Here is a 25,777-nt window from a genome sequence, read left to right as displayed (position 1 = left end):
GAGCAGGCCCGCCCCGCCTCCGAAACTGTGCGGTCCACGCAAGTCGACTATTCCCAAATCTGGGAGTTCCACGGAATAGTTGCGTTGTGTTAGCTTCGCGGGTGTCGGCGCGCCATTCGCCGTCGGAACTTTCCTGCGGTACGCGGAGTGAAATATGAGCGATCGAAATACTTCTGGCTGCTGTAATTACTCGGAAGACAGCCCGTTTTAGTCGGCATGCTTTCCGATCATTTCGAGAAACGTTCACTATCGGTCGATCGAGTGGTGACCGAGGCGTGCGAGTACTTCCAAATGGTTCAGCAGCCGGACGGTTCGATTGCCGAGGATCCGTCGATAGTGGTGTTCCAGGAGTGGGACTCCGTCAACGCGCTGAAGGCTATGGCACTGTGGCAGGAGGTGTTACCTGCCGTCCTACAAGCAGTGATCGATCGGATACTCGCCTTTCTGGCCACGCGTGAGAAGCCGACCGGCATGCTCAGCTGGGGCGCGACCGAGATCGGGCCCGCCGAGTACTGTACGGAGACCAGCTGCGAGTACATCTCATCGCTGGCGCTTCTGGGATACGGTGAAAAAGCCCGGCAGAAGGCCGAATTCCTGCGAAGCAGGCAGCGGCCGGACGGGCCGTGGGCGGAAGTGCACAGCCATATCCCCAGAGCATTTCAGTTGGAGTCCTCGGTAACCGGGTTTGCCCTGTGCGCGCTGGACGAGGCCGGGGTGGACCCGGACCATCTCGACGAAGCCCTCTACTTTCTCGCCGATAAGCAGGAAAACAAGGGCCATTTCGGAATCAACTGGTACTACTACTGTACGCACTACTATCTCATGCGCCCCGCGGTTGCCGCGCTCGTACAATTCGGCGACTACGCGGCCGCTGCTCGGGCACGTGATTTCGTACTCGAACAGCAACGTCCCGACGGCAGCTGGTTCTCCGAGGTTCCCGGATTCCGCGGGGAGCCGTCGGCACCGGAATTGCAGACCGCGCTCGCGTTGATGACTCTGGCCCAGACCGGGTTCGGGATCGATGAGCTCCCGGTGCGGCGCGCGGTGGACTGGCTGCTGGACCGGCGGCGTGACGACGGATCCTGGTTCGGCGGCCGCTACCCGTACCCGGAAACCGAGAGCTACAGCTCGTTCCGGGCGACCCAGGACGTTTACACCACAGCACAGGTGCTCGCCGCCTTCAAATATCTGGAGCAGCAATGAACTACAGCGACAGCGAGCCGGTGGCCATCGTGGGCATCGGTTGCCGGCTCCCCGGCGGCGTCTCCGGACCAGGGGACCTGTGGGAGCTGCTCGAGCAAGGCGTCGACGCGATCACGCCCACCCCCGGCAACCGTTGGGACGTCGACCGCTTCTATTCACCGAAACCGCAGCAGCCCGGGCGGATCAGTGCACGGCAGGGCGGTTACCTCGATGAGGTCGACACCTTCGACGCCGCCTTCTTCGGGATCTCGGGACGGATCGCCGAGCAGATGGACCCGCAGCAGCGGCAGCTACTGGAGGTGGCCTGGGAGACCTTCGAGGACGCGGGTATCGTGCCCGGCTCCTGTGCGGGTACGCGGACCGGTGTGTTCATCGGCGCGTGCAGCCAGGACTACGGCGCGCTCCAATCCGCGCCCGGTGAAGTGGAGGGGCTCGGCCCGCATTCGGCTACCGGCACCTTCATGAGCATCGTCTCCAATCGCCTGTCCTACACGTTCGATCTGCGCGGGCCCAGTATGACCATCGATACGGCGTGCTCGTCCTCGCTGGTCGCGGTGCATCTGGCGGTGGAGAGCCTGCGCCGCGGGGAAAGCGAACTGGCGCTGGCCGGCGGTGTGAACCTGATGCTGACACCGCAGTTCGGTATTGCGCTCAGCCAGGCCGCCATGCTGTCGCCGGACGGCCGGTCCCGGGCCTTCGACGCGTCGGCGAACGGCTATGTGCGCGGTGAGGGGGTGGGTCTGGTCCTGCTGAAACCGCTGAGCGCCGCCCGCGCGGCCGGTGACCGTGTCTACGCGCTGATCCACGGCAGCGCCGTCAACCAGGACGGCCGCACCCAGGGCATCACGGTGCCCAGCGGCGAATCACAGGAGGCCAACTTCCGTGCCGCACTGGCAGCTGCGCGGGTCGCACCCGCGGAGATCGGCTATGTCGAGGCGCACGGGACCGGTACGCCGGTGGGTGACCCGATCGAGGCGAACGCGCTCGGCCGGGTGCTGAGTGCCGGCCGCGAGCCGGGCCGCAGCGCGCTGCTCGGGTCGATCAAAACGAATATCGGCCACCTGGAGGCCGCCGCGGGTATCGCCGGCTTGATCAAGGCCGCCTTGTGTGTGCGGTACCGGCGGGTGCCGCCCAGCCTCCACTACCGTGCGGGCAATCCGGATATCGAGTTCGAGACCTTGCCGATCGCGGTGGCCGCGACCGGACAGCAGTGGCCCGCGGGACATCCGGTGGCCTACGCCAGCGTCAACTCTTTCGGCTTCGGCGGTACCAACGCCAACGTCGTATTGGGCGAGGCGACCGAGGCCTCCGGACCGGCTCCCGAGCCCTACGGACCCGAGGCCGGCCGGGTACCGGCCGTGCTCACTTTCAGCGCGCGCAGCGCGGCGGCGCTCGACGAGTTGGGCGTGCGGCACGCACAGGCACTCGACAACGCCGATGACCTGGTCTCCTACAGTGCCGCTACGGCGCTGCGCCGCGGCCATCTCGAATTCCGCGGGGCCGTGGTCGCCGGGGATGCGGCGGCGGCCGCCGCCAAACTGCGGGCGGGCGAGGTGGTCACCGGACAGGCGCGCCGCGGCGGCAATGGGAAGGTCGCGTTCGTCTTCAACGGACAGGGACCGCAGTGGTACGCCATGGGGCGCACACTGCTGGAGACCGCGCCGGTGTACCGGGACAAGATTCTCGAATGCGATCGGACGGCCCGCCGGTACATCGACTGGTCCATCCACGAAGCGCTCACCGCCGACGAGGAATCGTCGCGTATCGGGGAGACCCGCTATCTACAGCCGACGATGTTCGCCGTACAGGTGGCGCTGGTCGAGCTCTGGCGTTCCTGGGGTGTCGAACCGGACGCGGTGATCGGGCACAGTATGGGTGAGATCGCCGCCGCGCATGTCTCGGGAGCCCTGAGCCTGTCCGAGGCGCTGAAGGTGATCTGTCACCGGGCGCGGATCCAGGACGGCGCAGACCCCACCGGCGGCATGATGTTCGTCGCGGTCCCCGAGTCGCAGGCCGGGGAACTGGCCGCACGCTACCCCGATGATGTGTGGGTTTCCGCGCTGAACAGCCCGAAGGCGAGCACGCTGTCCGGGCGGCGCCCGGTGCTCGAGGCGCTGGCCACCGAGTTGGCCGACCGCGGTGTATTCGCACGACTGCTGCGGGTCAACTGCGCCTGTCACAGCCGGGATATGGATCCGCTGCGCGCGGAACTACTCGACGCGTTGGGCGAGATCGCGCATTCCGAGACCGAGATCCCGCTGTACTCGACGCTCACCGGCGCCCGCATCGCAGGCTCGGAACTCGGCACCGAATACTGGTGGCGCAACTTCCGGGAGCCGGTGTTGTTCGAATCGGCGATCCGCGCGATGCTGGCGGACGGCTACGACACCTTCGTCGAGTTGAGCCCGCATCCGGTACTGGCCAACTCGGTCACCGAGATCTCCGCCGAGGCGACCATCGTGCCGTCGCTCATGCGGAAGAAGGACGACTGGGCGGTATTCCTGGATACTTTCGCCCGGCTCTACACCGGCGGATATGCGGTGGACTGGCAGCGGCGCCATCCGGCCGGCGTTCCGGTGCTGGACGTGCCGAAGAATCCGTGGATCAGGCAGTCGTTCTGGAACGAGAGCGAGGTCTCGCAGCGTTACCGGGCCGGCGGGCAGCGCCATCCCATGCTCAAACCGGTGGACGGCGCCCGGCCCACCTGGGAGATCAGCTGGGACGACTACCGGCTGTCCTGGGTTCGAGAGCACGATGTGTTCGGTTCGGTGATCGTGCCCGGCGCCGCCTACATCGAAGCGGCCCTGGCCGCGGCGGCCGAGGCGACGGGGCAGTCGTGCGCGCTGGAGTTCGTGGAGTTCGAGCGGGCGTGCGTGCTGTCCGACGAACCGCAGATCAGCCGGCTCGAACTGGACCTGGAGGACGGGACCTTCGAATTCCATCAGCGCTCGGTGCGCGGCGACACCTGGTTGCGCAATGCGCGCGGGCGCTTCCACGTCCTGGACTCCGGCACCGGGAACACGCAGGTCTTCGACCTGGCCGCGATCCGCGAACGGTGCACGGCCACCGCGAAAGCCGTCGATGTGTACGGCCGTTTCGCTCAGAGCGGGTATGCCTACGGGCCCGCCTTCTGCGGTATCGATCGGATAGGTATCGGACCGGGCGAGGCACTCGCCCGTATTCAGGTCCCGCGGGTACTGCGCCGCCGCGATGACGGCTATCTATTGCATCCGGCGGTACTCGACGCCTGCTTCCAAAGCGCCATCCTGCATCCGGTGCCGCAGTATCCGGGCCGACTGTTGCCGATCAGCTATCTGCCCACCGGCATCGAGCGAGTCCGGGTGTACGACCGGGTCGAGCTGCCGGTGTGGTGCTACACCCGGCCGCGCAAGAACGACGACACCTTGCTCGTCGATATCTACCTGCTCGACGATTCGGGCGCGGTGGTCGCCGAGTACACCTCGCTGTCCGGTAAGGCGGTGCGTACCCGTCCCGACGGCGAGGCCGCCGGCCTCGACGAGCACTTCTACTCTCTCGAATGGCGATCTACCGGACCGGTGGCGCCGCCCGACCACAGCGCATTCACCGCAGACCCCACGGCCCTCGCCGGCGAGCTCGTCCCGCTGGCCGACCTGCTGTCGCGGCAGCTCGGCAGTTCCGCCTATGCCACCGGTTACCAGCGCGATATTGCCCGGTTGTGCGCGACCTATGTGGCCCGCTGCCTGGACGAGTTCGGGCCCGCGGAGGAGTTCGCGGTGGCCGAGCTCCCGGGTCTTCTCCCGAAATATTGTCGCGCCCTGCGAGGTTTGCTGCGATTGCTCGTCGACCACGGAGCGCTGCGCGAGCGCGGCGAGCAGTACCAGTTCACCGCGGCGGTCGCCGACGACGCGGAGGCGCAGTGGGCCGCACTGTTCGCCGAACACCCCTCCTGCGCGTGGGAGTTGCTGCTGCTCCGCCGGACCGGGCCACGCTTGTACGACGTGCTGACCGGTGCTGCCGATCCGGTCGAGTTGCTGTTCGCCGACGGGTCCCTGGTGGATCTCGAGGCGATCTATCAGAATTCGCCGATCGCCCGGTTCTACAACGTGCTGGGCCGGGAAGTGCTGCGCCGGCTGGCCGATTCCGCCGACCCGCGGCGCACCCTGCGCATATTGGAAGTCGGCGGCGGCACCGGTGGGCTCACCGCGAGCCTGCTGCCCGTGCTGCCCGCCGACCGCTCCGAATACGTCTTCACCGATATCTCCCCGGCGTTTCTCGCCTCGGCCCGGGAACGTTTCGCCGGTCACGACTTCGTGGACTACCGGGTGCTGGATATCGAACACGATCCGGCCGCCCAGGGCATCGATCCGGCGACATTCGACCTGGTGGTGGCCTCCGATGTGGTGCACGCGACCGCTGACGCCAAGAAAACGCTGCTCTACCTGCAAGACATGCTCGCCCCGGGCGGAATGCTCATGTTATTGGAGGCAACTCCGGGCAACCCGTGGCTGGATCTCACCTTCGGCCTCACCGAGGGCTGGTGGTCCTTCCGGGACCAGCAGTTGCGTCCGCAGACACCGCTACTGGCCGCGGCGGACTGGGAAGAACTACTGCGGTCGCTGGATTTCGACGAGGTGGTGGTACTGGGAGATCCGGCGCATACCGGCGCCGGATCACAGTCGGTGATCGTGGCCCGCACGGTCGCCGAACAATTGAAGCCGGCCCCCGCGGCCCTCCCGCAGCCCGTGGGCCCGTGGCTCGTCCTCGCCGACGGCGATCCACTGGCCGAAAAGCTGGCCGGTGATCTGGAGCGGCACGGCGGCCGCGCGGTCGTGGTGCGCGGACCGGACGATATCGATCTCGACGATATGGCGCCCGCCGCGATCATCGATCTCCGCGGTGGCGGCGGTGGTTCCTTCGAGGGAAACCTCACCGCGACGACGCTGGCCGTGCTCGAACTTCTGCGCCGGGTCTGTCACGACGACGACCGCGCGCCATGGCCGCGAGTGGTCGAGGTGACCCGGGGAGCGCACGCTTTCCGGTGTACGCATACCGATCGCGCCGGTGCGGCGGTATGGGGTCTGGCAGCGGTGGTCGCGGTGGAACTGCCGCGGTTGCGATTCACCGCGCTGGATCTGGATGCCGAACCCGCATCCGGAGATCTCGACGCGCTCCGGGCAGAGCTGCTGGCCGACGGGCTCGAGCGCGAAGTCCTGGTCCGCGGCGGTGAACGGTTCGTCCGACGGCTCGAAACCTTCACGCCCCGCGCGGAGCTCATCTCGGGAGCTGCCGTGCCGGCGGAGCGCGGTTTCCTGCTGACCTCGGGAGCGCCCGGTGCACTGGACTCGCTGGCCTATCACCAGCGCGACCGTATCGCGCCTGCGGCCGGAGAGGTCGAGATCCAGGTCGTCTCGGCCGGCCTGAACTTCCTGGATGTGATGATCGCGCTCGGCCAGATCCCGCCGCTCGAATCGGCCACCGAGCCACGTTTCGGCGCCGAATGCGCGGGGGTGATCACCCGGGTCGGCAGTGGAGTGGACGGATTGCGCGTGGGTGAGGCGGTGGTGGCGGTCAGCCCGGCCCAGGGCAGTCTCGGTAGTCATCTCACCGTCTCCGTGGCGCATGTGGTTCCGAAGCCGGAGACGCTCGGCTTCGACGCCGCCGGATCGGTGCCCATCGTCTTTCTCACCGCGTGGTACGCCCTGCACGAACTCGCCCGGATCGGCGCGGGGGAGCGGGTCCTGATCCATGCCGGCACCGGTGGCACCGGTCTGGCCGCGGTGCAGATCGCCCGCGCGGCCGGCGCCGAGGTGTTCGCTACCGCCGGCAGCCCGGCCAAACGCGACCTGCTGCGTACGCTCGGCGTCCGCGAGGTGTTCGATTCGCGCGCACTGGATTTTGCTGATGGGATCCGAGCAGCGACCGGTGGCACCGGTGTCGACGTGGTGCTGAACTCGCTGGCCGGGGAAGGAGCCACGCGCAGTCTGGCCTGCCTGGCTCCCTACGGACGCTTCGTCGAACTGGGCAAACGGGATCTGTTGCAGGACCGCAGGATGGGGTTGCGTCCTTTTCTGCGCAATCTCACCTATTTCGCTTTCGATCTGCGGCAGTTGCTGGTGGACCGGCCGGCGGCGACGAATACGGTGTTCCGGACGCTGATGCGGCGTTTCGACTCCGGTGAGCTGCGGCCGCTGCCGTACCGGGTCTTCCACCCGGCGCAGACCGAGGCGGCGTTCCGTCATCTCGCTGCCGCGCGCCACGTGGGCAAGGTGGTGCTGGCGATGAGCGAACGGGATGTCGCGGTGGTGCCGCCGCCGCGGACACCCTCGTTCGACGGGACCTGGCTGATCACCGGCGGTCTCGGTGGTTTCGGGCTGGCCATGGCGGAGGCGCTGGTGGCCTCCGGGGTGCGGAGCCTCGTCCTCCTCGGCCGCTCCGGGATCGGTGGTGCGGAACAGGCGGCGCGAGTCGAGTCCCTGCGCGACCGGGGCATACAGGTGACGGTCGAAGCCGCGGACGTTTCCGTCCGCGCCGAGCTGGCCGCGGTACTGAACCGGATCGAGGACCGGCTGCCGCCGCTGCGCGGAGTGCTGCACTGCGCGATGGTGCTGGACGACGCGCTCTTGGCCGATCTGGACGCCGAGCGAGTGCGCAGGGTGCTGGCGGCAAAAGCGTTCGGGGCGCAGTATCTCGACGAACTGACCGCCGGTCTGCCACTGGAAGCTTTCGTACTGTTCTCCTCGGCGACGTCGATGGTGGGCAACCGCGGGCAGGGCAACTACGCGGTGGCCAATGCATTCCTCGATCAGCTGGCCCATACGCGACGGGCACGCGGGCAGGTGGCGCTGTCGGTGAACTGGGGTGCGATCTCGGATGCCGGATATGTGGCCCGGCACGACGATATCGGCCGGTTCGTCGAAGCGACCGGGATGCGCGGGTTCAGTGCCGCCGCTGCCTATCGAGCGCTGACGACACTGTGGTCCGGTACCGCGCCGCAGGTCGGCGTCCTGCCGATGGATTGGGCGCAGTTCTTCGGCCATCACGGCATCACTGCGCAGAGCCATCCTCGTTACGAGCGGCTGGCGGTCCGGGCCGCGAGTGCCACCGCCGCTGCCGTGGGTGGTTCGCTGCGGCAGCAGCTGGACGCGTGCGGTGCGGGTGATCGCGCCGAATTGCTCGGTGGCGCGCTGAAGGTTCGCCTGGCCGCCGTGCTCGGCATCCCACTCGACACGCTGGACGAGAACATGCCGCTCATGGACTACCTGGATTCGCTGCTGGCGGTGGAGATCAGCGCCTGGCTGGAACGGGAGCTGGCAACCAAGGTCACGATCATGGAATTGATGAAGGGACCGAGTGTGCTGCAGCTGTCGGATCTGGTGCTGGAACGGCTGGACCGCCGGTGACCGCGATGGACGAGGTATCCTTCTCGCTGCCGAAGGCCGGAATCACGGTGCGCGGCCGGCGCAGTCGGGGCGGTAGCGGACTGCCCGTGTTATGCCTGCACGGCATCCTGGACAACTGCGCCGGATTCGATCCACTGGCCGAACAACTCGCCGGTGCCGACCTGATCGCGGTCGACCTTCCCGGCCATGGTCTGTCCGACCCGATACCGTCGATCACCTGTGGCTATCTCGATTACGCGGCCTGTGTACTCGAACTGGCCCACACCGCGGGCTGGGACCGATTCCGATTGATCGGGCATTCCCTCGGCGGCGCGGTGTCCTCCCTCATCGCCGGACTTCATCCCGACAAGGTCGATCGACTCGTGCTGATCGACGCCATCGGGCCACTGTCCGCTGCCCCGGAACAGGCGGTGTCCGGCATCGCCCGATACCTCGACACCTATCTCCGCGGGGATCGGCATCCGGTGTACCGCAGCCGCATGCACGCCGTGAAAACGCGGGTTCAACTCGCCGATATCCTTCTCGATACGGCGGAATTGCTGGTGGCGCGGGACCTGATCGAGGTACCGGAGGGATTCTCCTGGCGCCACGATGTGCGGCTCAATCGCGGTATCACCCCGACTCTCGCCGAGGAACAGGTGCTCGCCTTCCTGGGCGAGATCACCGCACCGACGCTACTGGTGGCGGCCGAGCGCACAGCGCTGGTGGAGCCCTACTATCCGGCCCGGATCGGTATCGTCCCGAAACTGCGTCAGGTCACGCTCCCGGGAGGACACCATCTGCACATCGAGAACGCCCACGCTGTGGCCGGGGAGATCGCCGCGTTCATGGCCTCCGGGTGAGAACCAGTTCCTCAGTCGGTGCGCAGGTCCCCCACCAGGACGGATTTGTCCCCGCGTTCGGGCACGGTGGTGTGATAGTGGTGTACACGGTTGCCGGTCCAGACCCGCGTGCGGAGTGATTCGCCGGGGAACACGATGCCGGTGAATCGTCCGGTATAGGTGTGCAGGCGGGCGATCTCCGCATCGAGAACGGTGTCGACCAGCGCCGCGCACACCATCGCATAGGTACACACCCCCTGCAAGATCGGACCGTCCAGACCGGCCGCGCGGGCGAATTCCGCATCGGTGTGCACATTGCCGCGCATCGAGTTGTTCTTCCCGCTGCGCTGATACCACACCGCCTGCTGGTCGTCGGTACGGACGACGATCTCCACGTCTGCTGCCCGATCCGGAGCGGGTGGGGCCGGTGAACTTCCGCCGGTGCCCCTGCCCGTGCCGGTGCCCTCGCCGCGCGCGTGAATGCGTGAGACACCGGACACCAGCGGTACCCCGTCGGCGCCGATCAGTTCGGTGCGCTGTACCAGGACAGCGGCGGAGCCGCGATCCGCTATCTCGAGCACCCGGCTGTGGCACCACGCGACGCCGGACTCCGGTATCCGGGCGTGTACCCGGAGCTCCTGTTCCTGCTGCAACAGGGTGGCCAGACGCAATCGGATACCGGGGAAACGGATCTCCGGTGGCTGCTGGTGATAGAAATCCGGGGAGGCGATACCGAAGGCGCCGGGCGCGGTCATGGCAAAAGTGGGCAGTACCCCTGATTGCCGATCGTGCTGGCCGATAGCGTGCCGATAGCGCCGCGCATCGGCCTCGTCCCATCGGAACTCCTGACCCGGGATCACCAGTCCGGTCGCGGTCGGTACATCTATGGGCATCGGTGGCGGCCCTGCTGTTCAATGCTGAGCTTTTCGGCCACGGTGGAAATCTACCCGGACGGGCCCGGGCACATTCCCACTGGCGGGTGGGCGCCGCCGTCACAAGCCGGTGAATGTCTTCCGGTACGCCGAAGGCGACATCCCCAGGCCACGCCGCATATGGTGGCGGAGGTTGTCCGGTGAACCCAGCCCGGACTGCTCCGCGACCTCGTCCACCGGAATATCCGCCGACTCCAGCAGTTCCCGCGCCAGATCGATCCGGCGGTCGCGGAGCCAGGCCCCCGGGGACAGCCCGGTCTCGGCCCGGAATCGGCGACTGAAGGTACGCGGGCTCATCTGCGCGTGCGTGGCGAGGACCGCTACGCTGAGCGGCTCGGCCAGCCGGGTCAGTGCCCACGCCCGGGTCGCGGCGGTGCTGAGATCGTCGGGTCCGGGTATCCGATGCTCGATGAACTGGGCCTGCCCGCCCTCGCGCCAGGGCGGTACGACGCAGTATCGGGCGGACCGGTTTGCCACGGTGGCGCCGTGGTCGCGGCGGATGATGTGCAGACACAGATCGATTCCGGCGGCCAGGCCCGCCGAACTGAGTACTTCGCCCTCGTCCACGAACAGTACGGTCTCGTCGAGTTCGACCGCCGGGAACAGCCGGCGGAAATCGTCGGCGTAGCGCCAGTGGGTGGTGGCGCGGCGACCGTCGAAGGCTCCCGCGGCGGCGAGTACGAACGCGCCCGTGCAGATCGACACCATCCGGGCATCGGCGGGCACGGTGTCCAGTGCCGCGGCGAGGGCGGTGCCGAGTTCGCCGCCGGAGCGGGCGGCGCGGTACTTGGTGCCCGGCACGATCACCGTATCCGCGGTGGCGAGCACTTCCGGTCCGGCCGCGGCGACCATCGAATATCCCGCGGTGGCGGGTACGGGCCCGGTGTCGAGGGAGCATGTCACGACCCGGTACAGCGGGTTCCCGTCGTCGTCGGTGGCCTCGCCGAACACCAGCGACGGGATGGTCGCGTCGAAACCGACCACCGGATCGAGCAACAGCACGGCGACGGTATGCGGCCGCCGGAGAGAACTGCTGTTGGCATGATTTTCACGCATATTGTCGATTCTGCCACTGGTGGCGTGACCGCGACTACCGGAAGCTGATCATCGTGATGACGAAGATCGATCCCGGTGGCGTGCGCGCCGGGCGGTGGCCGCGACTGCATTTCGCCTGGATCGTCGCGGGTGTCAGCTTCGTGGCGATCCTGGGCGCCGCCGGATTCCGGGCGGTACCGAGTGTGATGATGACGCCGCTGCACGAGGAATTCGGCTGGTCGCATGCCACGATCGGCGCCGCGATGTCGGTGAACATGGTGCTGTTCGGCGTCACCGCGCCGTTCGCCGCCGCGCTCATGGACCGGTTCGGCGTGCGTCCGATACTCGTCGGCGCGCTGCTGCTCATCGCCGCCGGGACCGGCGTGGGCGCCGGCATGACCGCGAGCTGGCAGCTGGTACTGCTGTGGGGTGTGCTGGTGGGGCTCGGTACCGGATCCCTCTCGATGGGTTTCGTCGCCACCGTCTCCACCCGGTGGTTCGTGGCCCGGCGCGGACTGGTCACCGGGGTGCTCACCGCGGCGAGCGCGACCGGTCAGCTCGTATTCCTGCCCGTGGTCGCGGGGGCCACCGAGGCGTTCGGGTGGCGCTGGGCCTCGATCATTGTGACCCTCGCGGCGCTGGCGGTGATCCCACCGGTCGTGCTGTTCATCCGGGACCGTCCCGGCGATATGGGCCTCACCGCCTATGGCGGCGAAGCCGAGCCCCCCGCCGAGCCACTGCCCGACGCGACCTTCACGGCGCCGGCCGGGCTCGCGCAGGGTGCCCGCGTACCCACGTTCTGGCTGCTCGCGGGGAGTTTCGCCATCTGCGGCATGACGACGAACGGATTGATCGGCACACATTTCATACCCGCCGCGCACGATCACGGTATGCCGGTCACGGTGGCCGCCTCGCTCCTGGCCACCATCGGGATCTTCGATGTCGCGGGCACGGTCTTCTCCGGTTGGCTCACCGATCGCGTGGATCCCCGCGTGCTGCTGGTGATCTACTACCTCGGCCGCGGGGCGTCACTGCTGCTGCTCCCGGCGTTGCTCTCCCCGAGCGCCGGGCCGAGCACCTGGGTCTTCATCATCTTCTACGGTCTCGACTGGGTCGCCACCGTGCCTCCGACGATCGCGATCTGCCGCAGCTGGTTCGGTGCCTCGACTCCGGTGGTGTTCGGCTGGGTGTTCGCCGCGCATCAGCTCGGTGCCGCGGTGGCCGCGTTCGGCGCGGGATATGTGCGGGACGCCCACGGTTCCTACGATCTCGCCTTCGTGGTGGCCGCGGGGTTGTGTGTGGTGGCGGCACTCCTGTGCGGTGCCGCCCGGCGGCCGCGGGCCATCGCGCCGGCGGCGGCGGAACCAGCGGCCGGGCGGGCTTGACCGGTGCGCCGGCGGATCCGGCCGGTCGGTCCGCCGGGTTGGCTGCACCGTTCGCCGACTGTTACCGCGATGAGTCGTGACCGGAGTTTGTGCGCCGTGTCCGGGGGAACGTGGTCGATGACGCGGGCCGGCCGTGCCCGCACCGACGCCGGGAGAGGCTATGGACTACCGCGCTCTTGCCTTCGCCGCACTCGTCACCTCTTGCGCTCTCGGCCCTCCTGTCGCGCGGGCGGCGCCGGTACCTGTCCCGGTTCCGCCCGCAGCCGGCGAGCCCGCGCCACGCACGACCATCTCGGTGCGTTCACTGACCGGCCTGCACTGGGGTACGGCCGACGAACACCAGGTGCGCAGCGCGCTGTCGCTGGCCAAGCTCTACCTCACCGATTACGCACTGCGCCACGGCGACGGTTCGGCGGACGACCTCGCCCACGGTGAGCGGATGATCCGGTATTCCGACGATGCGGCCGCCGACGCGGTGGCGGCGAAATACCCCCGGGCCATCGCGGCCGTCGCCACGGAATACGGGCTGGCGGAAACCCGGCCGGGACCGAACTGGGGCAGCGCCACCACCAGTACCGCCGACGTCGCCGACTTCCTCGACGCCACACTGCGCACCGATCCCGCCTCACCGATCCTGTCCTGGATGGCCACCGCCGCACCCCGCGCCACCGACGGCACCGAGCAGAACTGGGGGACGGGCGCGCTGCCCGGTGTCCAGGGCACGAAATGGGGGTGGTCGGATGCCCCGCCGCAGGAGGTCGCCTCGGTATCGTTCGGCCCCGGTTTCACAGTGGCCGCGCACACCCGGGGCGGTCCCGCGGACCAGACGGCCGACGTGCTCGGGGGCCTGGCGACAGTCCTCCCCGGACACGGCGTGCCCACCGCGCCGTCCGTACCCGCGCACACCACCGGCCGCGCTGCGGCCCCGGAAGGCGCATGGCCCGGGTGACCACTCCCGTGGGCATCGGCGGCGTCCGGGACTTTCTCGAACGCCGACACGGCGCGTCCGGCCCGCTGCGCCTGTCGGCCGCCCACGGCCGGGCGGCGAATCGTATCGCCGCGGTATCAGACCGAACGACTCCGCGGCGGCGCGGGATCCGGGCAGAGCCGCAGCGCGAACAACATATCGGTGTTGCGCGCGGGCTCCGGTGAGTCGACCCCCCGCAGCAACCCGGCCCCGCGAATCCAGCTGTGGTGCCAGTGATGGAGGTCCGGCATTGTCACCGCGCACCGCGCGGCGGTCTGGCGCAGGCGGCGACCGGCACCGCCGATGCCGCCGGCGAACAGTCTCGGCGCGGGCTCGGGGCGGGCTTCCTGGTACGCGCGGGCCTCGTGCAGCAGCGTCCGCACCGGACTCGGCAGAACCCATACGTACAGGTCCGCGGCCTGCATGTAACCGATCGGCCCGGTGAAGACGAGCCCGTCGCGGCTGAGCCCCGTACACGGCACCGAGCCGAGTTCCACTGTGGTGGCGCCGGTACACAACACCGTGGCGAGCGCCGCCGCGTCGACCGGGTTCGTGGTGCGCTGGCGGATCCTGTCGATGGTGCTGTCCTCGATGCGCGCTGTGGTCAACCCCGGGCCCACCGAATAGTTGAGGTCGGGCGGCAGTTCCAATCGCATACCGTGCAGTAGGAAGCCGGCCTGCGCCCCGCGCAGCCGGGCCACGGTGTGTCCACGGCCCGGACTGCCGCAGGCGAGTTCGCCGAGAAACCGGTACAGCCCGAGGATTTCGCGCCGATCGCCGGGGTGGTTCGTCTCGGGAAACCCGGGACGGGCGCCCGAGAGGTATCCGGCGGCGCCGGGGCCACCGAACGGTGCGGCCGCGGCGGCGCCGTCCGGGTGGTGGTGCGTGCACGGGCGGCCGGTGTGCGCGGTGAGTCGGCGACAGGCCGCCTCGATACCTTCGGTGTACACCGCGTCGAGGCGGGCGAATTCCGAGGCGGTCAGCTCGCGGTGGGCGTCGGCGCGAAATGTGGTGACATCGCTGTCCGGTATCCGGGGCAGTACATCGTCACCGGTGGTCAGTACGACTTCGGAGATCCGGTCCCGGTGTTCGCCGTCGCGGTAACCCATGATGCGAGTGGCGGCTTCCGGGACCACCGCCGGCGCGGGCGGAGTACGCCGCGCTCTGTGAACCGTCAGCCACTGCTGAAGTTGTCCCTCCGCCAGACCTAGCTCGCGCGCTGCGGACCGCACGTCTTCGACGGACAGTTCCTCGTTCTCGTCGAGCTGGACCAACCGGTCCAGTCTGGACGGACGCAGCGTGGCGCCGCTGGTCTCGGTCACGGTGACAACCTCCTGGGCATGGGCCCGGACGATATTTCCTTTTCTCCTCCGGTACAGAACATTCGATCACTTTCCGGGCTGTGAGAGGAGACGAACAACGAGAACTTAACCACCGTTGACAGAGAATGCGCATGTCGGAAATTTGCGGAACGTTGGCAGTTCGACCCACGGAAATCGCACAATATTCCGGCTCACCTGCGCAAGTGCTGGAGTCGATGGGAATGGGTTCGGCCCGTACAGGGTAAGAATGTGGTGGCCGCTCGATTGCTGATTTTCGGTGCCGGCCGGGCGGGGTGTTCGAGGTCTCGCCGCGGGACACTCCCGTCTTCGGAGCGGCGGCCGTCACCGGCCCGGTAGCCCACCCGCCTCGAGCGCGCCGCCGGCGGCCCGCCATTCGATCAGGCCGCCCGACATGTTCACGGCCTCGAAGCCGTGGTCGACGAGTAGGTTCGCGGCGCCGTAGGACCGCAGGCCGCCGGTGCAGAAGGTGATCAGCAGCCGATCGTCGGGCAGTTGTTCCCATCCTGTCGTCATCTGTTCGAGCGGTAGGTGGAGCGCGCCGGGAATGTGGGTGCGATTCCATTCGAACATCCGACGCACATCCACGATCAGCGCTCCGTCGCGGACGGCGTCGATCGCCTCTCGCGCCGACAGAGAAGGTGCGCGGTACAGGTAGTGGCGAATGCTCATCGGTCCTCATTTCGTTTGGGTGGTCGGCACGGTGACCTCGTCGCCGGTCGTGCCGGGTCAGGAGGCGCCGGGGCGCACGATCATGAGCACCACGACGATGAGCCACAGCACGTTGTAGCCGCCGGTGATCATGCCGAGAGTGCGCAGTCGCTGCCCGTCGTCGGGCGTATCGAGGGCCTGGCGCTGCATCGGGTGGATCATCGTCATAACGACCGCCGCAGCGCATGTGGTGAGAACGAGCGCCATGGTGATCCAGATCTCGCCCAGGCGGTTCTGGAGGATCGCGAGGGCGATGCCGGCAGCGGGCACGATCAGGCCGAGCCGGGCGTAGGTGCCGGTGATCCGGTGCAGGACGGCGGCGACGGCGTGATGACGTTCCGTCGCCGCCGCGACGGTTCCGGACACCGGCGCGTAGCGGGGGAACAGACTGGTGGCCACAGCCGGGCCTCCGATGAAAACGATCGCGGACAGGACATGGACCGACAGCAGCAGGTTGTGCACGAACAGCTCCCTCTAGGCCTTCAGGTGGCCTGAAGCTTAACAGTGCCTTCAGTGTGGTTGAAGGATTGTGGTCCGGTGCACAGGGCCACGACGCGGCGTACCTCCGGCCCGCACTACCGGCCGGTGGGCAACTCGCCGCTGCGGCAGAGGTAGGAGGCGACTTCGGTGAGCTTGGTATTGCTGTGCTGGCTGGCCCGCACCAGCAGGGCGAAGGCCTGTTCGGCGGTCAGTTTGTGCCGCTCCATGAGAATGCCCTTGGCCTGACCGATCAGGTCGCGGGTGTCGATGGCGTGCTTCAACTGCGAAACCTGCTGTGCGGTGGCCATCGCCACGCCGGCGTGGGCGGCGAAGAGCCGTCCCACCCGCTCGGAGTCGGCGCCGAAGGCGCGGGGCACCTGCGCGTACAGATTGAGGGCGCCGAGATCATCGCCGAGCACATAGAGCTGGAACGACAGCATACTGCCGATGCCGAGGTCGGCGGCGCGCGCGGCGAATCGTGGCCACCGTTTCTCACTGGCCGTATCGGGGAGTGCCACGGTGTGGCGTTCGTACAGCGCGTTGAGACATGGCCCCTGCTCGAACTCGATCTGGGCGCGGTCGATCTCCTCGACCAGCGCCGCCGAGACGATCAGTGTCTCCATCGTCCGCCGCCGCGTGATCACCGAGATGCCCGCGTACGCCGCGCCCGGCACGGTACCCGCCGCGGTATCGACAATGCCCTGCAGAGTGTCCTTCACATCCGTCCGGGACTCCAGGTACCGGGCCGGACCGCCCAATCGCTCGGCCAGGTCCGCCGGTATCCGGGACCGCTCGGCGGTGTCCGACGTGCCGTCACCGGGTTGTGTGCTGGTCGCCATGGTCGGGGATACCTTCCGCAGCAGGTGCCGACCCATCCTCGGCCGGCGGCGTCGCCGCGTGCGTCTGCCGGTGGCCACGCCCGCCTCCCACCCTACGTCGGGGCACCGGTGTGATGGTGCTCGCCCGGCCGGAGGCGTGAAAAACCCCGGCCGGAGACCGTGGTCCCCGGCCGGGGTGCAGGTCGAACGGAATGCGAACTAGCGGCGGCGCGGTGTGGCCGCACCGATCACAGCGTCCGGGATTCCGGCCGTGTGTCCGGGAACGATCTGGCCAGCCAGATAAGCGGGCCGGTCGATTCCCGGCTCGCCCCGGGTGATGAGCGGGGCTCGAGACCGGCCCGGCCCGACCGTCGCGGTCTCCGGCCGCAGCGCGGTCACCGCCGCGACGACGGTGGACCGGATGGGCAGGCCGGCGGTATGGGGGTCGATGCGGGCGAGACGCGCGAGGCTCGGGTTACCGGTCACCAGGCATATCTCCACACCGACGCGGCGGTAGTCCGCCGCGTCTGCCGCCAAGGCCCCCAGTGTGCACAACGACAGGAAATCGAGCCTGGTGGCATCGATGATCAGCGCGCCACATCCGGTGGTAGCGCTGTCGGCGGCTTCGCGCACCCGCTGCCGCCATAGGCGCAGGGTGAACGCGTCCGCTTCGCCGCGGACGGCCAGAACGACGATTTCGCCACGCCGGAGAGTCCGGAAGGTCAGCTGGTCGTCGGGCGTTCTCGACGACGGTGCGGCGGGGCCGCGAGGTACGGCGGAAAAACTGGTTGGCTTCATAAAAGACCTGGATCAGTCGAGATGCATTACTGCATCGTGGCCGGGCCGACCCTGGAGTCTCAAGGCAAATGTGCACCCGTCACCCCACCCTACGCGCCCTGGTCGCCGCCGGGTGTGATGAGTGACGGGCGCCTGTTGCGATGCGGTACCACGCGGGGCAGCGGTGTTGGTTCGGAGCGGCCCCGGCTGAGGAAGCGCCGGGAGGCTTATCGGCGGACCAGCCGGAGCGGTTCGAGGTAGCGCCCCGGTTTCCGTCCGAGACCACCCAGGATGAGGTGTTCTTCGGGTGCCGCGACCCGGACCGGTGGCCCTTGCGGCCACCATTCGTCCGGCGGGGTCAGCCCCGGCTCCACCAGGTCCAGCGAGCCGAAGAATCCCCGGATGTGCTCCGGGCTGCGGTACCGTCCCGAACCGAATTCCTCCTGCATGTACCGTTCGAGTTCCCGGGCCAGCTCGTGGAGTTCGGGACGACTGGGGCCGGGATCGCAGTAGTGCGTGATCGCCACATACGAACCGGCCGGGAGCAGATCGATGTACCGCGCCACGACGCCCGCTGGATCGTCGTCGTCGGCGAGGTGGTGCAGCACCGCACCCAACAGGACCGCGATCGGCTGCCGCAGGTTCAGGTAGCGGCCGGCCCTGTCCACTGTGGCGGCGGGATCGGTGAGATCGCCGGGAAGGTAATGGGTGTTCTCGTTGCGCTCCAATATCGCCCGGCCGTGGGCGACGCAGAGCGGGTCGTTGTCGATGTACACGAATTCCACATCGCCGCGTCCGCATTCCTGCGCGACGACATGAAGGGGATCGCGGGTGGGCAGTCCGGCACCGAGATCCAGGAACTGCCGGACCCCGGCTCCTTCGGCCAGCGATCGCACGGCACGGGTCAGCCAGCGTCGGTTCGTGACGTGCACATCGCCCTGCCGGGGCGCGGTTCGCCGGATCCGTTCGAAGGCCGAACGGTCCACCTCGTAGTTGTCCTTCCCGCCCAGGCTGTAGTCGTAGGCGCGGGGGATGCTGGGCCGGTCGGTGTCCGCGCCGACCGGCTGAACACCGCGGGGCCGAACACCGAGCGAGAGGGCGGTATCGGTCATTATCGCGCCTCCATCACATACCGAACGGTCGCCCTCTGGGGGCCCTTTCGAATGTAACACGGCAACACTATTTATGGTTGTGTTGCCCACGGCGGCCGAGGATTACACCGTGTCTGATGCCTGTGCCCGACCCCATACCGGGGGTCTTGCCATCCGCGGACACCAAGGCAACGAAGAGGATTGCGCTCCGGTTCCGCAACGGTGACGACTTTCGTCGTCGGGCCGCAGATTCGTGCGACGGGGACAAGAGTGCCGGTCCGCGTTGTCGATTGTGCTCAACGGCTTCGACGAACGAAGAGCGATGCGGTACAGGTTTCCGGAGAGCGGCTTCGAACCGGGTGCCTACACCGCCCGGAGAGACGGTGGAGTTATGGGCAGCATCGGGAAGTGGAACCTCGTAGTCGGTATCGGGTTCGTGGTCGCCGCCGTGCTCTGCAGAATGCTGGGCCTGATCCCGGCCACGGTGATCACCGGACTTCTCGGATCGATCGCGCTCGGTATCGCCGGGTACGACGCGGTCTACACCTGGCTGGAGCGAACAGAACTGCGCCGGCGCGGAGCCGCTGCGAGCCGGAAGCACGAAAATCGTCACGGCCGGTGACCGGACGGTGGCACAGACAAGGCGCGACACTGGAGGAGTGTCCATCAAAACGCTGTCGTCCAGGGTCGTCTACCGGAATCCGTGGTTATCGCTGCGCGAGGACCGGATCGAGCACGCGGACGGGTCACCCGGGCTCTACTCGGTGATCGACAAACCCGATTTCGCGCTCGTCATCCCGTGGGATGACGGCGGTTTCCACCTCGTGGAACAGTACCGCTATCCCGTGCGGGCCCGGTCGTGGGAGTTCCCGTCCGGCGCCTTCCCCGAGGGCGTGACCGGTAGCCCGGAGGAACTGGCCGCGGCCGAACTCGCCGAGGAGACCGGATTCACGGCGGGCCGGCTGGAACGACTCGGCCGGTTGCACTGCGCGAACGCGATGACCGGGGAGGGCTGTCACGTGTTCCTCGCGACCGAGCTGACGCCCGGCGAGCCGAATCGTGAGCACACCGAACAGGATATGCGCCAGCGGTGGTTCCCCGAGTCGGAGGTGGAGGCGATGCTGCGCACCGGGGTGCTCACCGACGGCCCGTCCATGGCGGCCTACCTGCTGCTGAAACTTCGCGGGTAGTCGCGCGCGCCGGCACCGGCCGGACGACCCACCAGGAGACCGTGATCCATATCGATGCCAGCAGCACCGAACCGAGGAGGTCGGTGGGGTGGTGCGCACCGGAATACAGTCGCTGCGCCGCCACCAGGGCGGGGATCAGGAGCAGCGCCGCGGCGAGCAGCCGATACGGCCGCCGGTGGGTGGAGTACCACAGCAGTGCGGCGCTGCCCGCGTAGAGGGTCAGGGACGCGGCGAGGTGTCCGGACGGAAAGCTCGAGGTCGGCGGCAGTGCGGGATCGAGCGGGGTGACGTCGGGTCGCGCGCGGTCGACGATGGCGGAGGCGGTGAGAAACAGCGTGACCTCGCCCAGCAGTGCGACGCCGAGGAACAACATCGGTCGCCGGCTGCGCAGGACCGCCACCGCGAGAACGGCGATGACCAGGGCGACGATAACGACCGCGATGGTGTTGCCGACTTCGCCGAACACATCGAGCACGGGGGTGAGAGCGGGATCGCGGTGCGCGGCCAGTGCGGTCACGACACCGTGATCCCAGCGGGCGAGCATACTGCCGTTTCCGCCGAGGTCTACCAGCTTGCCGATCCCGATGAGCAGTCCCACGAGCAGAACCCACGCGACTGCGAGCTCGCCGAGCCCGCGCCATGGATGCGGCATCGTGGGGGCGTGCCGGTCCGGGACCGGCCGGAGGTCGTCTCGCTCGTCCGGCCCGACGTCGCCGGGCAGCGGGCCCGTATGGCCGAGCCCGGCGTCACCACGCCAGCGATGGAACGCGGCGGTGATCGCGGTGAGCCACAGCGAGCCGAGCAGCCACCCCGCGAGGACATCGGTGAGGTAGTGCACGCCCAGCGCTATCCGGCTGAGCCCGACGGCCGCCACGAGCAGGAGCGCGCACCCGGTGACCACGCGCCGGGCTCTCGTGTGCAGGACGGGTGCGAAAACCAGGAGGAGAATGCCGTAACACACCAGGGAACTCATGGCGTGCCCGCTGGGGAAGCTCCACCCGTCGGAGCGGTAGACCGGGGTTTCCACCACCGGCCGTAGCCGCGCGACGAGCTCTTTGACCACGGGGTTGAGGGTCAATCCGCCCGCGCCGGTGAGTATTACGAGCACGGCCGGCCGCCACAGACGACGCAGGAGCAGCCAGAGCGCACCCACGGCGAGCACCCCGGTCAACGTGAGCGTCGCGCCGAGATCGGTGACGGCGAAGAGGATATCGCGCAGGATCGCGTGCTCGGCGACGACAGCGGTCACCCGGTCGGCGACCGCTTGATCCGCGGCCTGCAAGGGTTGCCACCGCACCCGGACCAGCGCGGTGAGCAGTCCGAACCCGATCCCGGCGCCCATCGTTGCGAGCAACCCCGCGGCGCTCCGGACGGCGAATCGTTCGGCGGCCGCACGGGGCCGGGCCTGGTCGCCGGGCTGTTCGACGTCTGTCCCGGAATTTCCGTCGCGTCGGTCCACGGACAACGCAACACCTCCTGCTGTTCGGGTGACGCCCCGGTCGTGCCGCACAATCGGGCGGCTGACCACCGGAAGCTGTTCGTTCGGATGTAGTCGGTTGTCCAGGAGTTCCCCGAAGCCGGTGCCGCAATCCGTGCGGTGCCGGCACAGGTCTGCCGGACGGGCGGGCCGACTCCGGCACACTGGAACATGTGTGGGTCGGGATGTCACTCGGAAAGGAAACATCGTGCGCAATGCTGTTCGCGGCGGAATTCTCGCCGTTCTCCTCTCGGCGGCTCCTCTCGCCATCGCGGTTCCGTCTCGGGCCCTGCCGCTCGAGCAGCCCGTGGTGACGCAACGAGAGAACGCTGCCACGGAGGCCGGCCTCGTCTGCACCATGCAGTACCCACCGACCCTGCCCTGTTTTCTGGCGTCCCTATCGGCCGCGTAAGGCGGCGGCCCGCCCGGGGATGTCGATCGCTGCATAGGCGGTGGCATGGACCGGTACCGCGCGGTGCCGGTCGTACGGCAGTAGAGTCGCGCGCCCGAGCCCGTGCGCAAGCCGAGCGGACGGGCACGGACCATTTCGGTCCACCGGTTGATCCCGCGGGAGCTCGGCGTGCCACCCTCACCCCAGCTGGCCGGCCTGCTCGCGCGCCCGCCGGTACGGGCCGGTGCCGACTGCGCGCCCGTACAGCGCGATGTCTTCTTCCCCGTGTCCGGCAGCTTCGGCGCCGGCCCGGCCGAGGGGGAGAACAGGGGCGCGGAGGCTCCGCGCCACCGAGCCGGTCGCGGTGACGGCGGCGTGACACCCACCCGGCCGGACTGCGGTGACGGCGGATATGCGCGACTGACTCTTCGCGGCCGGCTCTGTACGGCGTGGCTGGACCGGAGTCGCTCCACCGCCACCCGGTCCGGCCCCCGAATACCTCGCCCATCCGGCCGTCGCGCAGGCCGTCCGCAGCGGTATCACGGCGACGGTGTGAAAGGGCCGGGGCAGGCCGTCGAGAAGAGGTGATCCGGCGGTCGCGCCGGTGGTCCGGCATTTCCGGGCGGGCCGCGCGGCACGAGAACAACATCTTCGGAACATCTCTGGGAGGAACGATGAATACGTGGTTTCCTGGACGTATCGTTGGAACGGCTCCGCAGCGGCGAACGAGGCGAGTATTCAGCGGGCATTGCAAGTGTTCGGAAGCTGGAAACCGGCCGATGGCGTGACCCACCACCAGATGGTCGGCCTGCTCGACGGCACCGGCGGATTCGTGGCGATCGAGACCGACAACCAGATGGACCTGCTCGACGGTCCCCAGAAACTCGGCGTGATCGCCGAATACCAGGTCTACCCGGTCGCCGATTTCGCCGACGTCGCGCAGGCGTTCCAGGAGGGCGTGACCTTCCAGGAGTCGATCGGGTAGTGCCACGCCGGCGCCGCCGGAGCGTGATGAACGAACAACAGGTAACGACCTCGGAACCAGGAGGAAGTATGACCACAGTGCGTGACATCATGCATCCGGCAGTGGTGTGCATCGGCGTGCGGGACACCATGGCCACCGCTGCCGAGCAGATGCGGCAGCGCGATGTGGGCGCCCTGCCGATCTGTGACGGCGAAGGGCGGCCGGTCGGGATCGTCACCGACCGGGACATCGTGGTGAACTGTGTGGCTCTCGGCCGCAATCCGGCGACCTCCACCGCCGGAGAGTTCGCTCAGGCCGACGAATTGCATACCACGGCCGCCGATATCGACGTGGCCGACGCGCTGTCGATGATGGAGCGGTACCAGTTGCGTCGGCTCCCGGTGACCGAGGGCGGCCGCCTGATCGGGATCGTCACCGAGGCCGATATCGCGCGACACCTGCCCGCGGCCACGACGGGCGAATTCGTGGGACACGTCTGCGAGCAGCAGTTGCCGATGCCGGCCCAGCCCCCGGCGACCTGATCCGGCGCACCCGGCCGGGTGGCCGGACGGGTTTCGGTCCGGGGGCGGGCCGCGCTGGTCGTCAGCGCCACGAAACCGGCTCCGCCGATGCCGCGGCAGCGGACCGGGAGAACCCGCAGCCCTCCGGCGAAGTTCCCGACATTCGAAGCGCGCCCGGGCCGCCGGTCAGGGTATCGATCCTCGGGCCCGCGTCCCCGCTCCGGTCCGAGGCCGGTGATCGCGCCCGGTTTCGGTCCGGTGCGCGGCGGTGGTTCCGAGCCCGCAGTGGCCGCACTACCCGGAAGGGCTCGGGCGGTGGCCGGTGCTCGAATGTCGTTCGACGCCGGGGCCCGCGTGAACCGTCAGCGGTTGCCGGCGAGTACCGGGACCAGACGGGCGAGTCCCTCGGCCCCGTGACCCGCCGCCAGCGCGCGCCGGAAGACCTCGCCCGTCGCGTCGAGCACGCCGGTGTCGATCCCGTGGCGCGCGATCACGTCGCGGAGTGTGGTGAAGGCGGTATAGGCCGATGAAATGGATGTGTCGTCACCGGGATAGTGCCCGGCCTCGACCTGCGCGGCGGTCTGCGCCGCCATATCGGGCAGCAGCGAGACCACGGCGGGTGTGAACGGGACGAGTTCACTGCCCTCGATCCCTTCGGCCGCGGCGAGTGCGAGGCCCAGGGACACACCGAAGAACGAGAGCCAGAACACCGACACCAGCGCGGCGTCGAACGCGGCCGCGCGTCCGGGGTCCGCGCCCAGGTAGGTGCCCTGTCCGGCGAGCGTGCGCAGTACCGGTTCCGCTGTGCGATAACCACTTTCGGAGCCCGAGTACAGCAGCAGCGCATCTTGTGTACCGATGCCCTGCGGCACCGCCATGACGGCACCGTCCACGTACTCGGCACCGTGGTGACCGGCCCATTCGGCACGCCTCCTCGACTGCTCGGGAGTCGTGGAGGTGAGGTTCACCAGCACCCGCCCGCGCAGCCGCGGACCCGCGTCGCGCAATGCCGCGCCCACCGCGTCGTCGTCGAGCAGTGAGACGACGACAAGAGGAGCGTCCGCGACGGCCGCGACCGCCGACGACGCGCGGATGGCGCCGAACTCGACCAGTGCGCCGGCCTTCGCCCCGGTGCGGTTCCACACGACCGTCGGATGCCCGGCTGTCAGAAAAGTTTGCGCGATCGCCGAACCCATGGATCCCAGCCCCAGAACCGCGACGGGTGTGCGTGCTTCGCCGGACATGCTGCCTCCTGATTGTTTGAATAACGTCCAACAATGATTGTTGTATGATTCTCAAACTGTCAAGCATTGGAGGGAGGCGCGTTCGTGCCCGCCGAGTTGTCGCACCCGGATACCGCCGACCTCGAGCTGGCGGCGGTCATGCACGCGCTGTCCGACCCGATCCGGCTCCAACTGGTGGCCTGCCTGGCCGCCGACGAGGGTGAGAACTGCGGCGAACTCGGCCGGCACATCGACCTGCACAAGTCCACGCTCTCGCACCACTACCGGGTCCTACGCGAAGCGGGCATCACCCGGACGACGGTCACCGGACGCACCCGGGTGATGCGCCTGCGCTACGCGGATCTGCAGGCCCGGTTCCCGGGGCTGCTGGACGTGGTGTTCCGCGCCCTGACCGATATCGTCGAGGACGACGAGAAGTGGACCGGTTCGCCCGAGGACCGCGCGAAACTGCTCACGGCGCTGAAATGGCCCGTCACCCCGCAGTGACCGGGGAGCCGACAGGCCCGGGCCGGTCTCGTTCTCGGTAATTCTCGCCGCCGGCGTGGAGTCCGGCAGACTGCACGCCATGAAGTACAGCGCGGGAGTCCTGCTGTTTCGTCGTGAGCCGGAGGTGCACGTGCTGCTGGGGCATATGGGCGGGCCGCTCTGGGCGCGTAAGGATTCGGGGGCCTGGTCGATCCCCAAGGGTGAGTACGAGCCGGAGACCGAGGACGCCCGCGCCGCCGCCGGTCGCGAATTCGACGAGGAGCTGGGTGTGCCGGTGCCCGACGGGGAGTGGATCGCGCTGGGCGAGGTGCGGTACGGCAGCGGGCGGGGTAAGAAGCAGGTGACGGTGTGGGCGGTCGAGGGCGACCTCGATCCGGCTCGGGTGGTGCCGGGGACTTTCGAAATGGAGTGGCCGCCGCGGTCGGGCGAATACCGGACGTTTCCCGAGGTCGATCGGGCCGAATGGTTCGATCTGACCACCGCCCACGACAAGCTGAGCACCGGCCAGCGGCCGGTGCTGGCCCGGCTCGCCGACCGACTGCGCGAGGCCGGACCTCGGTGA

Annotated in this window: 22 protein-coding genes; 12 read left to right on the top strand and 10 right to left on the bottom strand. The window is 68.5% G+C overall.

Annotation, left to right across the window (positions count from 1 at the left end; translation table 11 throughout):
* Positions 1-291: 291 nt before the first annotated feature.
* From NGR01S_RS05905 to NGR01S_RS05895, 3 genes are read left to right on the top strand one after another with little or no spacing between them, the layout of a single operon-like run.
* Positions 292-1,203, top strand: coding sequence for a prenyltransferase/squalene oxidase repeat-containing protein (locus tag NGR01S_RS05905; protein WP_169811873.1), 912 nt, complete (start codon positions 292-294; stop codon positions 1,201-1,203).
* A complete protein-coding gene (locus tag NGR01S_RS05900; protein WP_063035145.1) occupies positions 1,200-8,585 on the top strand; it encodes a type I polyketide synthase in 7,386 nt (2,461 codons plus the stop codon). Before NGR01S_RS05905 ends, NGR01S_RS05900 begins: the two co-directional genes overlap by 4 nt.
* A gap of 5 nt (positions 8,586-8,590) precedes the next feature.
* Positions 8,591-9,427, top strand: a complete 837-nt coding sequence (locus NGR01S_RS05895) for an alpha/beta fold hydrolase (RefSeq protein WP_157107140.1) — start codon at positions 8,591-8,593, stop codon at positions 9,425-9,427.
* Positions 9,428-9,438: 11 nt separating this feature from the next.
* On the opposite strand, the gene NGR01S_RS05890 is transcribed toward NGR01S_RS05895, so the two are convergent.
* Together NGR01S_RS05890 and NGR01S_RS05885 are read right to left on the bottom strand one after the other, a co-directional pair.
* Positions 9,439-10,299, bottom strand: a complete 861-nt coding sequence (locus NGR01S_RS05890) for a MaoC/PaaZ C-terminal domain-containing protein (protein ID WP_063035143.1) — start codon at positions 10,297-10,299, stop codon at positions 9,439-9,441.
* A 99-nt stretch (positions 10,300-10,398) separates the two neighbouring features.
* Positions 10,399-11,394: a GlxA family transcriptional regulator gene (locus tag NGR01S_RS05885; RefSeq protein ID WP_063035142.1), complete on the bottom strand. Its 996-nt coding sequence runs from the start codon at positions 11,392-11,394 to the stop codon at positions 10,399-10,401.
* A gap of 56 nt (positions 11,395-11,450) precedes the next feature.
* Here NGR01S_RS05885 and NGR01S_RS05880 point away from each other — a divergent pair, with 56 nt between their 5' ends.
* Positions 11,451-12,758, top strand: coding sequence for an MFS transporter (locus NGR01S_RS05880; RefSeq protein WP_063035141.1), 1,308 nt, complete (start codon positions 11,451-11,453; stop codon positions 12,756-12,758).
* Between the two features lie 295 nt (positions 12,759-13,053).
* Positions 13,054-13,707 carry a hypothetical protein gene (locus NGR01S_RS05875; RefSeq protein WP_174551663.1) on the top strand — a complete coding sequence of 218 codons (654 nt, stop codon included), beginning with the start codon at positions 13,054-13,056 and terminating at the stop codon, positions 13,705-13,707.
* Between the two features lie 116 nt (positions 13,708-13,823).
* On the opposite strand, the gene NGR01S_RS05870 is transcribed toward NGR01S_RS05875, so the two are convergent.
* The 6 genes from NGR01S_RS05870 to NGR01S_RS05845 all read right to left on the bottom strand — a co-directional run bounded on the left by NGR01S_RS05870 (position 13,824) and on the right by NGR01S_RS05845 (position 18,963).
* Complete coding sequence (locus NGR01S_RS05870) at positions 13,824-15,047, bottom strand: hypothetical protein (protein ID WP_063035139.1); 1,224 nt, start codon at positions 15,045-15,047, stop codon at positions 13,824-13,826.
* Positions 15,048-15,389: 342 nt separating this feature from the next.
* Positions 15,390-15,737: a rhodanese-like domain-containing protein gene (locus NGR01S_RS05865; protein WP_063035138.1), complete on the bottom strand. Its 348-nt coding sequence runs from the start codon at positions 15,735-15,737 to the stop codon at positions 15,390-15,392.
* Positions 15,738-15,794: 57 nt separating this feature from the next.
* On the bottom strand, positions 15,795-16,238 hold the full coding sequence (locus tag NGR01S_RS05860) for a DUF2269 family protein (RefSeq protein WP_063035137.1): 444 nt from the start codon (positions 16,236-16,238) through the stop codon (positions 15,795-15,797).
* 113 nt (positions 16,239-16,351) lie between these two features.
* Positions 16,352-17,095 (bottom strand): GAF and ANTAR domain-containing protein, encoded by a 744-nt coding sequence (locus tag NGR01S_RS05855; RefSeq protein ID WP_084480426.1) that lies wholly within the window; start codon positions 17,093-17,095, stop codon positions 16,352-16,354.
* Positions 17,096-17,293: 198 nt separating this feature from the next.
* Positions 17,294-17,872, bottom strand: coding sequence for an STAS domain-containing protein (locus tag NGR01S_RS05850; protein ID WP_063035136.1), 579 nt, complete (start codon positions 17,870-17,872; stop codon positions 17,294-17,296).
* Between the two features lie 206 nt (positions 17,873-18,078).
* Positions 18,079-18,963 (bottom strand): SAM-dependent methyltransferase, encoded by an 885-nt coding sequence (locus tag NGR01S_RS05845; protein WP_084480411.1) that lies wholly within the window; start codon positions 18,961-18,963, stop codon positions 18,079-18,081.
* Between the two features lie 370 nt (positions 18,964-19,333).
* Between NGR01S_RS05845 and NGR01S_RS05840 the strand changes: the two genes are divergently transcribed.
* The gene (locus NGR01S_RS05840; RefSeq protein ID WP_063035192.1) at positions 19,334-19,564 is read left to right on the top strand and encodes a hypothetical protein; all 231 of its coding nucleotides are present in this window, start codon (positions 19,334-19,336) and stop codon (positions 19,562-19,564) included.
* 37 nt (positions 19,565-19,601) lie between these two features.
* On the top strand, positions 19,602-20,132 hold the full coding sequence (locus NGR01S_RS05835) for an NUDIX domain-containing protein (protein ID WP_245664453.1): 531 nt from the start codon (positions 19,602-19,604) through the stop codon (positions 20,130-20,132).
* On the opposite strand, the gene NGR01S_RS05830 is transcribed toward NGR01S_RS05835, so the two are convergent.
* Positions 20,080-21,591 carry a phosphatase PAP2 family protein gene (locus NGR01S_RS05830; protein ID WP_063035134.1) on the bottom strand — a complete coding sequence of 504 codons (1,512 nt, stop codon included), beginning with the start codon at positions 21,589-21,591 and terminating at the stop codon, positions 20,080-20,082. The two genes, NGR01S_RS05835 and NGR01S_RS05830, sit on opposite strands and share 53 nt — an antisense overlap.
* A gap of 226 nt (positions 21,592-21,817) precedes the next feature.
* Here NGR01S_RS05830 and NGR01S_RS31460 point away from each other — a divergent pair, with 226 nt between their 5' ends.
* The 3 genes from NGR01S_RS31460 to NGR01S_RS05815 all read left to right on the top strand — a co-directional run bounded on the left by NGR01S_RS31460 (position 21,818) and on the right by NGR01S_RS05815 (position 23,506).
* The gene (locus NGR01S_RS31460) at positions 21,818-22,021 is read left to right on the top strand and encodes a hypothetical protein (RefSeq protein WP_063035133.1); all 204 of its coding nucleotides are present in this window, start codon (positions 21,818-21,820) and stop codon (positions 22,019-22,021) included.
* Between the two features lie 583 nt (positions 22,022-22,604).
* Complete coding sequence (locus NGR01S_RS05820) at positions 22,605-22,985, top strand: DUF3303 domain-containing protein (RefSeq protein ID WP_307718762.1); 381 nt, start codon at positions 22,605-22,607, stop codon at positions 22,983-22,985.
* Positions 22,986-23,053: 68 nt separating this feature from the next.
* The gene (locus NGR01S_RS05815) at positions 23,054-23,506 is read left to right on the top strand and encodes a CBS domain-containing protein (RefSeq protein WP_063035132.1); all 453 of its coding nucleotides are present in this window, start codon (positions 23,054-23,056) and stop codon (positions 23,504-23,506) included.
* Between the two features lie 341 nt (positions 23,507-23,847).
* Here the strand turns inward: NGR01S_RS05815 and NGR01S_RS05810 are convergent, their stop codons facing one another.
* Positions 23,848-24,729 (bottom strand): NAD(P)-dependent oxidoreductase, encoded by an 882-nt coding sequence (locus NGR01S_RS05810; protein WP_063035131.1) that lies wholly within the window; start codon positions 24,727-24,729, stop codon positions 23,848-23,850.
* 84 nt (positions 24,730-24,813) lie between these two features.
* On the opposite strand from NGR01S_RS05810, the gene NGR01S_RS05805 reads away from it, so the two are divergent.
* Entirely contained in the window at positions 24,814-25,215 is a 402-nt protein-coding gene (locus NGR01S_RS05805; protein WP_245664451.1) for an ArsR/SmtB family transcription factor, read from the top strand.
* Between the two features lie 79 nt (positions 25,216-25,294).
* Entirely contained in the window at positions 25,295-25,777 is a 483-nt protein-coding gene (locus NGR01S_RS05800; protein WP_063035190.1) for an NUDIX hydrolase, read from the top strand.

It is taken from the genome of Nocardia grenadensis NBRC 108939 (assembly GCF_001613445.1).
Classification (GTDB): Bacteria; Actinomycetota; Actinomycetes; order Mycobacteriales; family Mycobacteriaceae; genus Nocardia; species Nocardia grenadensis.
Note: the sequence above shows the minus strand (reverse complement) of the source record. Positions and strands in the feature narration are given on the sequence as shown.

Bases quoted from the DNA above. Each gene is read 5' to 3' on its own strand.
- NGR01S_RS05885 (WP_063035142.1), bottom strand. From the start codon at position 11,394: ATGCGTGAAAATCATGCCAACAGCAGTTCTCTCCGGCGGCCGCATACC.
- NGR01S_RS05850 (WP_063035136.1), bottom strand. From the start codon at position 17,872: ATGAAGCCAACCAGTTTTTCCGCCGTACCTCGCGGCCCCGCCGCACCG.
- NGR01S_RS05810 (WP_063035131.1), bottom strand. From the start codon at position 24,729: ATGTCCGGCGAAGCACGCACACCCGTCGCGGTTCTGGGGCTGGGATCC.
- NGR01S_RS05840 (WP_063035192.1), top strand. From the start codon at position 19,334: ATGGGCAGCATCGGGAAGTGGAACCTCGTAGTCGGTATCGGGTTCGTG.
- NGR01S_RS05895 (WP_157107140.1), top strand. From the start codon at position 8,591: ATGGACGAGGTATCCTTCTCGCTGCCGAAGGCCGGAATCACGGTGCGC.
- NGR01S_RS05890 (WP_063035143.1), bottom strand. From the start codon at position 10,299: ATGCCCATAGATGTACCGACCGCGACCGGACTGGTGATCCCGGGTCAG.
- NGR01S_RS05845 (WP_084480411.1), bottom strand. From the start codon at position 18,963: ATGACCGATACCGCCCTCTCGCTCGGTGTTCGGCCCCGCGGTGTTCAG.
- NGR01S_RS05855 (WP_084480426.1), bottom strand. From the start codon at position 17,095: ATGGCGACCAGCACACAACCCGGTGACGGCACGTCGGACACCGCCGAG.
- NGR01S_RS05880 (WP_063035141.1), top strand. From the start codon at position 11,451: ATGACGAAGATCGATCCCGGTGGCGTGCGCGCCGGGCGGTGGCCGCGA.
- NGR01S_RS05815 (WP_063035132.1), top strand. From the start codon at position 23,054: ATGACCACAGTGCGTGACATCATGCATCCGGCAGTGGTGTGCATCGGC.
- NGR01S_RS05800 (WP_063035190.1), top strand. From the start codon at position 25,295: ATGAAGTACAGCGCGGGAGTCCTGCTGTTTCGTCGTGAGCCGGAGGTG.
- NGR01S_RS05900 (WP_063035145.1), top strand. From the start codon at position 1,200: ATGAACTACAGCGACAGCGAGCCGGTGGCCATCGTGGGCATCGGTTGC.
- NGR01S_RS05865 (WP_063035138.1), bottom strand. From the start codon at position 15,737: ATGAGCATTCGCCACTACCTGTACCGCGCACCTTCTCTGTCGGCGCGA.
- NGR01S_RS05905 (WP_169811873.1), top strand. From the start codon at position 292: ATGGTTCAGCAGCCGGACGGTTCGATTGCCGAGGATCCGTCGATAGTG.